The organism is Shewanella sp. AC91-MNA-CIBAN-0169 (assembly GCF_040310165.1).
Classification (GTDB): domain Bacteria; phylum Pseudomonadota; class Gammaproteobacteria; order Enterobacterales; family Shewanellaceae; genus Shewanella.
In genome coordinates this window covers 1-12,394 of sequence record NZ_JBEOPM010000021.1, presented here as the reverse complement: position 1 = coordinate 12,394, position 12,394 = coordinate 1, and the positions used below count along the sequence as shown (strand labels likewise).

Sequence of the window (12,394 nt, the reverse complement as noted above, 5' to 3'; positions counted from 1 at the left end):
AAGGCATTTTCATATCGGCAATAATTTATCGAATAACCTTATCAACTACCTTATTAACTATGTTCAGACATCAGCCGCTATTTAACGATCAATCACTACTTGAATTATACCGATTGAAGTGCCAATGATAGCGGTTGGTAATCTGTAATCGCTGGGAAGTCGGTAAATTCAATATGAGGCTTTTGGCTATCGGGGTTTTTAATCCCGAGTTGATAACCTATGCCAGCCTTTTTCGATGCCGCTAATATCACTTCGCTGTCATCAATAAATAAACACCGTGACGGATCTAAGTTGAACTTAGTCAGTGCATACTGCCAAAATTGCGGATGTTCTTTGGGATAACCGCTTTCATGGCTCGATAACATTTCATCTAAACCATGGCCTAAATTGGTATGAGTTAACTTAAGCGCTAAGCTTTGTGGGTGAGCATTAGTAAACAAAATGCGTTGTTTACTTGCCCCTGCTAATGCCTGTAAAAAAGGCATGCTGTCTTGGCGAAGTTTAATTCTATCAGCCGATGCATGGTGTAATGCCAAAATATCGAGTTGTAAATAGCGTTGCCAGTAATCAAGACAATACCAATCTAAGGTGCCAACGACATCATAGTAAGCTTGTTTAACGAGTGTATTGGCTTCATCCAAACTTATTTGACGCTGCATGCTTAATTGTTGTGGTACAAGATGTAACCAAAAGTGGTTGTCAAAATGCAGATCAAGCAAGGTACCATCCATGTCGAGCAGCACTGTGTCTATTTTATACCAAGGAAACATGTAAATTCCGGTTGTAGAATATACCCATAATAGTAAGATTGTACCCTGTATATATTAATTCGTCACACGAGGCTTCAATGACACAGCGGCATAAAAAGCCGGAAATCCTGCATACCGAAATTGTTGCCAAAAGCAGACTGTTTCAAATCGAGCAGGTACACCTTAAGTTTTCTAATGGCGTAGAGCGTCAATATGAAAGAATGAAGGGCGGTAGCAGAGGGGCGGTGATGATAGTGCCTATTCATCAAGGTAATTTATTATTAGCGAGTGAATACGCCGCCGGCACTGATAATTATGAACTCGGTTTTCCGAAAGGGTTGATAGATCCAGGCGAAACGGCAGTTGAAGCCGCTAATCGAGAGCTCCAAGAAGAAATTGGTTTTGGCAGTTATCAATTGACCTATCTAAAAGAGCTATCGCTTGCGCCAGGCTACTTTTCCAGCAAAATGCATATTTTTGTTGCTGAAAAACTGTACCCTAGCCGTTTAGAAGGGGATGAGCCTGAACCAATAGACGTGATCCCTTGGCCATTATCTGATTGGCAGTTATTACTCGAGAATGTTGATTTTTCAGAATCTCGTAGTGTTAGTGCACTTTTTTTAACTCAGCAATATCTCAATACACCAACAGATAATCTTACACGTGAAGTCAACGCCGTAAAATAGGTTATTCACAAGTAGTATTGAGTTAGTCATTGAACAGCAACATCGAATAGGCAATAGCCTTATTTATTGATGTCCTTGTGAGGTCATCCTTATCGAATCCAGCAATTGGAGTAATAATGAAGCCAGAAGATGTAATTGAGCAAGTTATAGACATCGCAACGGAAGCTGGGCAAAAAATTCGTGATATTTACCTTAAAGGTAACTTCAAACGCGAAATTAAGTCCGACAATACCCCTGTCACGTCTGCCGATTTAGCCGCGCACGATATTATTTGCCGTCAGTTAGCTGAACTCACGCCCGACATTCCTATTTTAAGTGAGGAAGCTGCAGATATTCCACTAAGTGTGCGTGAAACATGGAAACGCTATTGGCTAGTCGATCCATTAGATGGCACGGGTGAGTTTATTGCGGGTAGTGGTGATTTTTCAGTGATTATTGCTTTAGTTGAACATAACCGTCCTATCATGGGAGTGGTTTATGTGCCGATGACTAAGGTGTGTTATTACGCAATAGCCGGGCTAGGTGCTTATAAGCGTGATGGTAAGAACGAGATACGTATCACCAGTAAACAATTAACCGGTGATGAACCAGAGCATTTACGTTTAGCCGTTAGTCGTCGTCAAGATCCGCAATCGGTTTTAAAGTTACTCAATAAACCCAATCATTGTGAGTTAGTGGTGATGGGTGGTGCAGCATTAAAAAGTTGTTTGGTGGCCGAAGGACGTGCTGATTGCTATGTCCGTTTAGGACCCACTGGTGAATGGGATACTGGTGCTGCGCAGATTATTATTGAAGAAGCAGGTGGTGCACTGATTGATATTAATTTACAGCCTATGACCTACAATGAGCGTGAAACACTCGAAAACCCAAATTTTATTGTGGTAGGTAGTGCTAACCTCCCGTGGGATATATTGTTAACTAATTAATTTGTTTATATTTTAATGGACATAAATTAATATTTTGGATGTGTTGCTTTTTCGAACAGAGATTAATTTATTAATCATATGATGGCAACGACATGAGTAACGATATGGCAACAGTAGCCACTAGAAACCATCAACACTATATCGTGCATCGTGGTTAAATAACGATGGCAGTGTGCAGTTTTATCCGTTAATAACAGTGAGTCTTGAACTACTGTGACCAAATTTATGTTGATTTCAATACTGAATTTGGTGAGATACACATAAAAATGCCCTCATCATGAGGGCATTTTTGCTTAAATAACTTATGACTTATGACTATCTAACCATTGATGTATCGCTTTTCTGTCGCCTTGAAAGATAACTCTGTCCTGTTTCTTTTCAAGTTGATACAGATACATCGGGTCATAATAAATATCGAGTAACAGATTTATCCAGTCTAAATGCTTACTGGTATCATTTTGGCTTTGTTGTACGTTAAGCGCATTATCAACCAAGTCCTGCAATTCTTGATGTTGCTTACCGCCTAAGCGTTTACGAATGCCCAATAAACTTTGAGTCAAATATGCTTTAAATGCATCGAAACCCGCTTGCTCACCTAATCCAGATACATAATCAGCCAGTTTTTGCTCAACATAGTCATTTAATAAACGCGGTAAACGCGCGTCTAATGGCTCGTCGAGTACGATAATATCAGCTTGTTGCATGGCGCTGTAAAAATGCTTTGGCAGGGCTGAACGACCAATTAGCATACTTTCATCTTCTAACAGCAAATGGTTATGTTGCTGTTGTTGATGCTGCAGTAATGCCACGGCTAAATTATTTTCGAAGTTGATTTGACTGGGTTGCGGATCGATATTTTTGCCAAAGCTCGACCCTTTATGGTTGGCAAGGCCTTCAAGGTCGACTGATTCATTCCGCTGATGGATAACTTCCGTTTTACCACTACCTGTTATGCCACTTAAAATCAGCACTTTAGATTGGCTTGGCGCTTGCTCGATAGTATTAATTAAAAAACTACGTATGGCTTTGTAACCCCCTTCAATATAAGGGATGTCCATGCCTGATTCTTTAATCCATTGCTGTGATAGCTTTGAGCGCAAACCGCCACGAAAACAATATAAATAGCTGTCAGGATGTTGTGACAATTGAGCAAGCCAAGCATCTATACGTTGCTGTTTAATTTTACCTTTCACCAGCTCATGACCTAATGCTATAGCAGCCTCTTGGCCACGCCTTTTATAGCATGTGCCCACTTTTTCGCGTTCACCATCTTGCATTAATGGTAAATTAATCGAGTGGCCAAAAGCACCTTTAATGAATTCGATAGGCGCTCTTACGTCAATTAATGGACGGTTTTCTAATAGAAGTCTGCCATATTCTGAGCTGGGGATGACCTCGCTCATTAGTTTAATTCCACAAGGATATCGTGTCCGTCAGCGCGTGGCTCATAAGTATTGAGCATACCGATACAAATAGCGTCAATTCCATTGGCTTCTAATAGTGTTTTAAGTTCCTGTTCAGCCTCTGCACTCACGGCAACTAATAGTCCTCCACTGGTTTGTGGATCGCAAATAATCGCTTTCTGGTCATCTGTTAATGGCGGCAAATGTTCGCTATAACTGTCAAAATTGCGATGGGTACCACCTGGAATACAACCTTGAGCGAGGTAATCTCTGACTTTAGGGAGTAAAGGGACTTGGGATAAAACGATATTAGCTTTAAGTTGTGCACCTTGACAGACTTCAATTAAGTGACCCGCTAGTCCAAATCCTGTGACGTCCGTTAATGCATTAACCCCTGTGATTTTAGCGATATCAATACCTATCGTGTTGAGCTGACACATCGCATTTGGGGCAATTTGACTGTCTTCATCACGCAGCTTTTTCTGTTTCTGTGCTGTAGTCAGAATGCCAATACCAATCGGTTTGGTGAGATATAGACGATCATTCGCTTTGGCAGTGTTGTTTTGTTTTACTCGCTCAAGCGGTATTTGGCCTGTAACCGCTAAACCAAAAATAGGTTCAGGTGCATCAATACTGTGACCTCCAGCCAACATAATACCTGCATCGGCACAAGCTTGGCGTCCGCCATCAACCACTTGCTGTGCCACTTCTGGGGGCAATACATTAACCGGCCAGCCTAAAATGGCAATAGCCATAATTGGCGTGCCGCCCATGGCATAAATATCGCTGATGGCATTGGTTGCGGCAATTCTTCCAAAGGTAAATGGATCATCTACAATGGGCATAAAAAAGTCGGTGGTACTGATAATGCCGGTTTGCTCATTGAGTTTATAAACTGCAGCATCGTCACGGGTTTGATTACCGACTAATAAATTGGGGTCAGTAAATACTGGAAGTTGTGACGCAAGAATGGTGCTTAAGACTTTAGGAGAGATCTTACAGCCGCAGCCTGCGCCATGGCTATATTCGGTTAGTTTTATATCGGTATGAGGCATGGTTATGTTTCTGTCGCTGGCTTATTGATGAGCAATTATAATGTTTCTCAAGGATTATTTCTTGGTTATTCGCGGTTTATCAAACCTAGTCGTGTATTTTTAATTAAAAAAATAATTATTATGAACGTTGTTTTTTATTTTGTTTGCTGTTAATTTATCAACTTAATAAGGTGCATATCATTTTTAGGTTGGTATTGTGGCGAGACGAAAAGAGCATACGCATGAACAGATCCGCCATATGGCTATTAGTGCTGTGGTTGAGCATTTACAATGCCATGGTGTCGATAACCTAAGTTTGCGAAAAGTTGCAACCACCATTGGTTACGTGCCAAGCACGTTAATCAATATTTTTGGTAGTTACCAATATTTATTACTCGCGGTATCTGAACAAACATTGTTACAGCTAGCTGCGCAGTTACAGTTAATTAAACCGACCAGGCCAAAACAAACCATTGAGCAAATGGCAATCGTTTATAGTCAGTTTGCTTTAGCTAATCGACGCTGTTTCCGATTGGTATTTGAATTAACAATGACAGATGACCAGCCTTTACCTGCAGCTCACCTCGGGTTGATTAAGTCATTATTTTCTGATGTTGAGTCCCAACTAAGTCAATACTTTCCTTCTGCATGTGAGCAAGAGGTGGAAATGATGAGCCGCGTACTTTGGGGGGGAATACATGGGTTAACGTGTTTGTCATTGGATGGAAAACTATTTGAGACACAATCCTGTTTACAAGACATGTTGACGAGTCATGTAAACAGTTATATTGATGGAATGAGCATAAAAAGGAATTCAAATGCTGCTAACTAAACGATTTTTTCCCTATTTTGCGACCTTATGCCTAGGGGCGCTTAATGACAATTTTTATAAAAATGTGTTGCTCTTACTGGTAACGTACAGCCAATTAAATACATTACCGATTGATGTTAACTTGTTTGTTAATTTGGCCGCTGGCGTATTCATTTTACCTTTTTTCTTGTTTTCTGCTCATGCCGGTATCGTGGCTGACAATATGAATAAGGCAAAATTGATTCGACGGTTAAAGTTGTTAGAGCTGATTATCATGTCAACAGCGGCTATCGCGATTATCAGTCAGAGTTATATGGTGATGTTGCTGCTGCTATTTTTAACCGGCAGCCAGTCTGCATACTTTGGTCCAGTAAAATACTCATTATTACCTCAAGCCCTAAGCGAAGCAGAGTTAGTAAAAGGTAATGCTCTGGTTGAAATGGGCACTTTTTTGTCGATTCTTGTCGGTACCCTAAGCGCCGGTTTGGTGGTGTCTAATGAAAATGGTTTAACGTGGGCGGCAATCATTGTCTGTGTGTTGGCTATTTGTGGTTATCTTGCTAGCCGTGCGATTCCTTCATTGCCTGCCCAAGGTGATTTAAACCCTAGTAAATTTTCGTTATTTTCTGGCACTTGGCGTTGTATTAATAAAGCGCGACAAACCAAGACTATTTGGATGGCCATTCTCGCCATTAGCTGGTTTTGGTTCTTAGGTGCCACCTATTTAACTCAATTCCCTAACTTTGCCAAGCTGCACTTACATGCCGATGCCACCGTCGTGTCATTGTTACTGGCGCTATTTTCTGTCGGTATTGCCGTTGGGTCATACGTGTGTGAGCGTTTTTCGTTTGGGCATGTTGAGTTAGGCTTATTACCATTTGGGGTCTTGGGCTTAAGCGTATTTAGTTTTGACATGATAGCGGCTATTCCGCTAGAGCTTGTTGAGCCAGGTTTTGTGTATAGCTTCGAGTCATTTATCGCTAACGCGCAGCATTATCGTGTGATGATCGATTTGTTTCTTGTCGGCCTAAGTGGCGGGATATTCATTGTGCCTCTGTATGCGTTTATTCAAACTCGTGCAGAAAAACAAGAATGTGCTCAAGCTATTGCGGCGAATAACATCATTAATGCCTTCTTTATGGTGGGCTCTGCAGTATTATCGATAGTGTTGCTTGGGGTATTTCAGTGGAGTATCCCTGAATTATTTATGCTTGTCGGCGTGCTTAATTTGGTTGTGCTGTTATATGTTTACTCGCAAGTGCCAGAGTTTACCCAACGCTTTATCAGTTATTTGCTGAGTCATGTTATGTATCGGGTGAATGTACGTGGTAGAGAACATATTCCGGCACAAGGGGCAGGAATTATTGTCAGTAATCATGTGAGTTACGTTGATGCGTTAGTCATTATGGGCGCATCGACTCGACCTATTCGGTTTGTAATGGATAAGTCGATTAGCGAAATTCCATTATTAAAGTATTTGTTTCGGCACGCTGGCGTTATCCCAATATGTTCACCGAAGAAGTGCGAGTCGACATATCTAAATGCATTCGAACAGATACACCAAGCATTAGCTAACGATGAGTTAGTGTGTATTTTTCCGGAAGGGAAGTTAACTCCAAACGGTGAAATTGGTGAGTTTAGACCTGGCATTGATAAAATTTTACAACGGGATCCAGTAACAGTAATACCGTTAGCGTTAACAGGGTTATGGGGATCTTACTTTAGCCATAAAGGTGGGCATGCACTGACCACTTTGCCTAAACGTTTCTGGTCTAAAGTATCGGTGAGTATTGCACCTTCAGTTGACGGAGCTACGACCAATTGCAAAGCGTTACAGCAGCAGGTGACTCAGCAATTTAATTAGCACATGATGTACTAGTGAAGCTGCTCAAAACAAAAAAGGTCACGCGTGGGCGTGACCTTTTAAATGATTAAGCATTAGCTTTACTGTGCGTAGGCAGCTGTTAGGCTTTTCCAATTACGTTGTTGTTCAAGAAATTGGTTACGCAATAATTGTACTTGTTGTTTCAGATTGTGATCTGTAAGTTGCTTGCGTTTCGCCTCTAACAAACTCTTTTTAGCTTGATAATAGTCAACTAAGTGTTGCTTCATCAGCTCATATTCTGCTTGAAACTTTTCTATAATTTCATCGCAGTTAGGTAAGTGAGCAACCTGATTCTGAGCTTGTAAAAGTTGCATCTGCAAGCGTGCACTTTCAATACGTTCTTGTGGCACTTTACGTAAGTCACTCGCTAAACCAAACCAGTTCATCAGTTTGATTAACCATTTGGTTGGATCGTAGTCCCACCATTTGATGCCATTGCGATAATCGTTTTCAAAAATATGATGGAAGTTGTGATAGCCCTCACCGTATGTAAGTAACGCTAAAAATGCATTATCTCGGGCTGAGTTTTTATCTGTGTACGGTTGTTTACCCCAAATATGGGCTAATGAGTTAATAAAGAAAGTACAGTGATGCACTACCACTAGGCGTAATAAACCTGCCATAAGTACCATTGATAAAATATCGCCATTTAGCCAGCCTATAAATGCCGGTAAACCAATATTCATTAAGATCACTAAGGCTAAGTAGTGCTTGTGCTGCCACATAACGATACGATCGTTTTGTAAGTCGCGCACGTTGTTGTAGTCACTGTAACGACTCGCTTGATACTCGCGCAGCATCCAACCTATGTGGCTGTACCAAAATCCCATTTGAGCTGAGTACGGGTCTTTATCATTATTATCAACATGTTTGTGATGAATGCGGTGATCACTACACCAATGTAATGCGCTATTCTGTAACGCCAATGCTCCGCCTAGTGCGTATAAAAAACGAACTGAAGAGTGAGCTTTATAGGCTTTGTGTGACCATAATCTGTGGTAACCCGCAGTAATCGATAGACCACTTGCGTAAGCGAAAACAACAAATGCAATCCATTCAATGCCATCAAAGCCATGGGTAAAACCACGCCAAGGGATTAATACCACCGCGCCGATAAAAGTAATGGCAAATAACAAGGTATTAAGCCAAATGATTGGAGGTTTTTTCATTTAGTAGGGTTCCAATAATAGGTTTAAATAAGTTGAGCGTACAATTGTACGCTAATTTTACTTAGGGAACTAGTCATGGTCAACTTTAACAGGGCTGTGTTTCTGTTTTAAAAACGGTATTATCAGTGAATTAATATTGACTGAATGGATTAGTAAATGGGTGTTAGAGCACAACAAAAGGAAAAAACCCGCCGTGCATTAGTGGATGCTGCATTTAATCAACTCAGTGCTGAACGCAGTTTTTCTAGTCTAAGCTTACGTGAAGTTGCTCGTGAAGCTGGTATTGCACCCACATCATTCTATCGCCATTTTAAAGACATGAACGAACTTGGCTTGACCATGGTCGATGAAGGTGGATTAACCTTACGTCAAATGATGCGTAAAGGTCGTCAACGTGCAGAAGCCGGTGGGAGTGTGATCCGTATTTCTGTCGACACGTTTATGGAAGTATTGGAGTCAAACCCGAACGTATTTCGAATACTACTTCACGAACGTTCAGGTACCTCTGCGGCATTTAGAGCCGCAGTTGAGCGCGAAATTGAACATTTTATTTCTGAACTTGCTCATTACACCGAAGCCCAGGCAAACCGCACTCCTGTGTTAGCGCGTGCTCAAGCTGAAGCATTGGTTATTTTAGTCTTTAATGCCGGAGCATCAGCGTTGGATTCCAAGCGTAGCGAGCGTAAGTCATTAGCCGATCAGTTAGTACTACAACTGCGTATGGTGGCTACAGGCGCTGAAGCGTTACAGCATAAAATTGACAACCGTGCTTAATTTATCGCAATTATAACAAACAGGGCGCTAATCATTAGCGCCCTGTTTGTTAGTTAAGCTGTATTACTTACGTTCTAGTAATACTCCTGATTCCATATGATCGGTATATGGGAATTGGTCAAATAGCGCAAAGCGAGTTATTCTATGTGTTTGACCTAAGGTTAACAAATTGTCATTCAGTGTTTCTGGATTACATGAAATATACAAAATCCGCTCGTAACCTTGGATAAGCTTTAATGTTTCTGGATCAATGCCTGCACGAGGCGGGTCAACAAAGATAGTATTGCAATCGTAACTGTCTAAGTCGATGCCTTCTAAACGTCTAAATTGACGCTTTTTCGCCATGGCATCACTAAAGTCTTCAGCAGACATGCGAATAATTTGAACATTATCAACGTGATTAATATCGATGTTGTATTGCGCAGCATCAACTGAAGGCTTGGCCAGCTCTGTTGCTAATACACGATTGAAGTTTTGCGCCAATGCAATCGTAAAATTACCATTACCACAGTACAACTCTAGTAAATCACCCTGACTGTTTTTAGTTGCATCAATAGCCCACTCCAGCATTTTTACAGAGACTTTCGCATTAGGCTGAGTAAAACTGTTTTCAATTTGCTTGTAATGCAATACCTGTTCATTAACCGTTAAGGTCTCAACAACGAAATCTTTGTCTAAATCGATTTTTTGCTTACGCGCACGACCTATAATGTTGACATTGAATTGAGCAGATAACTTTGCTTTTAATAGAGTCGCGTGTTCACGCCACTCTTCATCGAGCTGGCGGTGGTACAACAAAGACACTAAAATTTCGCCGCTTAATGTCGACAAGAAATCTACTTGAAACAATCGATAACGCAATGCAGGATTAGGTGTTAACTCTGCTATTAATGCGGCCATCATTTGATTAATAATCAAACCAGCGGGTAAATATTGATCGCAACGCACTTTTGCATTCAGTGCTTTATCAAACATGTAGTAATATAAGTCATCATCTTGATGCCACATTCTAAATTCAGCACGCATACGATAATGCATAGGCTCAGAAGCAAAGACTTCAAGCGCCGGTGGATTGAAATCGGCAAAGGCCTGTTCTAGCTTGATGCGCTTTCGTTGTAATTGTGCATCGTAGTTTTTAGGATCCATTGCAGCTAAATTCATATCGTCCACCTAATACTGTAAAAAAGGGCGCAAATATTATACTAAATGACGCTGATGTCTAGTATTACGCACCTAAGTATAAAGTGGCCCGACGATTAATGCTGAACATATACATATTTGGAGCCCATATTGTCTGGACCTATTTTAGTGTTTGATTCTGGTATCGGCGGATTGTCGGTAATGAACCAAATTAGAAAACAGTTACCACAACATGATTATTGTTACTTATTTGACAATGCACGCCTACCCTATGGCAACTTATCAGAGCAAGAGTTAATAACTGGATGTGTTGCACTTATTACTCATCATGCACGACGTTTGAACGCCAGTATTGTGGTGGTTGCCTGTAATACCGCCAGTACTTTGGTATTGCCTCTATTACGCCAGCAATTAACCATTCCTATCGTGGGAGTTGTTCCTGCTATTAAACCTGCCGCCATGTTATCGAAGAAAAAGCACATTGGTTTATTGGCTACGCCTGGGACAGTGAAACGAGATTACACTCAAGCATTAATCAATCAGTTTGCCGGAAACTGTAAGGTTGAATTATTTGGGACTTCAGATTTAGTGTTACTTGCGGAGCAGTATGTAGCTCAACAGCCAATCGATATGGATAAGCTAAACGATATCTTAGCACCCATAGCGGCAACTAATATTGATGTACTGGTGCTGGGCTGTACTCATTTCCCAATGATAGCGACAGAAATAAGTCATTATCTTGGCGAAGGAGTAACACTATTAGATTCAGGGGAGGCGGTAGCAAAACGGGTAAGGTTTTTACTGAGTAAAGAAAGTAATGGCAATAAGCAATTACAAGCATGTTATACCAAAGATATTAGCCAAGGGCTTAAAGCAACATTAGTCGATTATGGTTTTAGTGATTTTTCGCTGGTAACCATAACCGACTAACAACACTATTAATTTACTATAGTGCTAAGAACCTAGTTCAATAACGATTAGCTATTTTCCGAATCAGATTCTTGTGATTTGGCTTCTCTTACCTTTAACGTGCGCTCTTGAAAGCTATAGTCGTTTAATTTCGACATTGCTTTTTGTGCGCCCGCTTCAGACATCTCAACAAATCCAAATCCTTTGCGACGTCCAGTTTTACGGTCTCGTACTAAACGAACTGAGTTAACAGGCCCGTACTCACCAAACAATGCCTTTACTTCTCCCTCATGAACACGATAAGGCAAGTTGCCAACATATAGTGTCATTGTAGGACCAACATAAGGTTCGTCAGAAGAGCTTGAACCACTTGTTGGTACAAAGGTGAAAATTAACGTCGCAACGACTACACCAGCAATAAACGCTACCGAAGATGATGTGCCGCCAAACTGAGAAAAAACAAAAGCGCCAAGAAGCGCCGCAATCAAAACAATCACGAATGATTTCTGCATAAAATAATCTCTAATGAATATAAAAATGATAAATAACTGTTAAATACTATTACATACTAATTAAAAATTACCAGATAAACCAGACCACTGTTGAAAAATTGAGCTCAAAAGCGACTTAAATATCAAAAACAACTAATTTACTAATTAGCCAAAGGTGGTTCTTTAATCAAAAAAGCTAAAAAAAGAACGATCTGCATAAAAGTTCAACGCTCGAAACATATCTTGAATAAAAGCGCTTGCACTAAATCTTAAGCTGCCTATAATGCGCATCCACTGACACGGCATACAGCGAAAGCGAAAACCGGTTAGCGTTATTAACAACTACTTAGTGGTGTTGGTAACAGGCGAAAAGAAGTTTGAAAAAACACTTGACGCAATAAAGGGAATGCGTAGAAT

The 12,394-nt window shown here is 40.7% G+C and carries 12 protein-coding genes; 6 read left to right on the top strand and 6 right to left on the bottom strand.

The window, feature by feature from the left end; all coding sequences use genetic code 11:
- Positions 1-104: 104 nt before the first annotated feature.
- Positions 105-770 carry a GMP/IMP nucleotidase gene (yrfG, locus tag AAEY98_RS16520; protein ID WP_335692592.1) on the bottom strand — a complete coding sequence of 222 codons (666 nt, stop codon included), beginning with the start codon at positions 768-770 and terminating at the stop codon, positions 105-107.
- A gap of 77 nt (positions 771-847) precedes the next feature.
- Here yrfG and nudE point away from each other — a divergent pair, with 77 nt between their 5' ends.
- Together nudE and cysQ are read left to right on the top strand one after the other, a co-directional pair.
- On the top strand, positions 848-1,435 hold the full coding sequence (nudE, locus tag AAEY98_RS16515; RefSeq protein WP_162022018.1) for an ADP compounds hydrolase NudE: 588 nt from the start codon (positions 848-850) through the stop codon (positions 1,433-1,435).
- Positions 1,436-1,551: 116 nt separating this feature from the next.
- Entirely contained in the window at positions 1,552-2,361 is an 810-nt protein-coding gene (gene cysQ, locus AAEY98_RS16510) for a 3'(2'),5'-bisphosphate nucleotidase CysQ (protein WP_101087400.1), read from the top strand.
- A 302-nt stretch (positions 2,362-2,663) separates the two neighbouring features.
- On the opposite strand, the gene mnmH is transcribed toward cysQ, so the two are convergent.
- Both mnmH and selD read right to left on the bottom strand, forming a co-directional pair.
- Positions 2,664-3,764 (bottom strand): tRNA 2-selenouridine(34) synthase MnmH, encoded by a 1,101-nt coding sequence (gene mnmH, locus AAEY98_RS16505; RefSeq protein ID WP_351010929.1) that lies wholly within the window; start codon positions 3,762-3,764, stop codon positions 2,664-2,666.
- Entirely contained in the window at positions 3,764-4,819 is a 1,056-nt protein-coding gene (selD, locus tag AAEY98_RS16500; RefSeq protein ID WP_192116496.1) for a selenide, water dikinase SelD, read from the bottom strand. Before selD ends, mnmH begins: the two co-directional genes overlap by 1 nt.
- Positions 4,820-5,015: 196 nt before the next feature.
- On the opposite strand from selD, the gene AAEY98_RS16495 reads away from it, so the two are divergent.
- Both AAEY98_RS16495 and AAEY98_RS16490 read left to right on the top strand, forming a co-directional pair.
- Positions 5,016-5,630, top strand: coding sequence for a TetR/AcrR family transcriptional regulator (locus tag AAEY98_RS16495; RefSeq protein WP_101087398.1), 615 nt, complete (start codon positions 5,016-5,018; stop codon positions 5,628-5,630).
- Entirely contained in the window at positions 5,617-7,473 is a 1,857-nt protein-coding gene (locus tag AAEY98_RS16490) for an MFS transporter (protein ID WP_192116498.1), read from the top strand. The genes AAEY98_RS16495 and AAEY98_RS16490 overlap by 14 nt, the downstream gene beginning before the upstream one ends.
- 80 nt (positions 7,474-7,553) lie before the next feature.
- On the opposite strand, the gene AAEY98_RS16485 is transcribed toward AAEY98_RS16490, so the two are convergent.
- The gene (locus AAEY98_RS16485; RefSeq protein WP_101087396.1) at positions 7,554-8,663 is read right to left on the bottom strand and encodes an acyl-CoA desaturase; all 1,110 of its coding nucleotides are present in this window, start codon (positions 8,661-8,663) and stop codon (positions 7,554-7,556) included.
- Between the two features lie 156 nt (positions 8,664-8,819).
- Here AAEY98_RS16485 and fabR point away from each other — a divergent pair, with 156 nt between their 5' ends.
- Positions 8,820-9,437: an HTH-type transcriptional repressor FabR gene (gene fabR / locus AAEY98_RS16480; RefSeq protein WP_011635616.1), complete on the top strand. Its 618-nt coding sequence runs from the start codon at positions 8,820-8,822 to the stop codon at positions 9,435-9,437.
- 63 nt (positions 9,438-9,500) lie between these two features.
- Here fabR and trmA read toward each other — a convergent pair whose 3' ends face one another.
- Positions 9,501-10,598: a tRNA (uridine(54)-C5)-methyltransferase TrmA gene (gene trmA / locus AAEY98_RS16475; protein WP_351018232.1), complete on the bottom strand. Its 1,098-nt coding sequence runs from the start codon at positions 10,596-10,598 to the stop codon at positions 9,501-9,503.
- 129 nt (positions 10,599-10,727) lie between these two features.
- Between trmA and murI the strand changes: the two genes are divergently transcribed.
- Positions 10,728-11,507 (top strand): glutamate racemase, encoded by a 780-nt coding sequence (murI, locus tag AAEY98_RS16470; protein ID WP_101087394.1) that lies wholly within the window; start codon positions 10,728-10,730, stop codon positions 11,505-11,507.
- Positions 11,508-11,554: 47 nt separating this feature from the next.
- Here murI and AAEY98_RS16465 read toward each other — a convergent pair whose 3' ends face one another.
- Positions 11,555-11,998, bottom strand: a complete 444-nt coding sequence (locus tag AAEY98_RS16465; RefSeq protein ID WP_335692581.1) for an RNA recognition motif domain-containing protein — start codon at positions 11,996-11,998, stop codon at positions 11,555-11,557.
- Positions 11,999-12,394 lie beyond the last annotated feature (396 nt).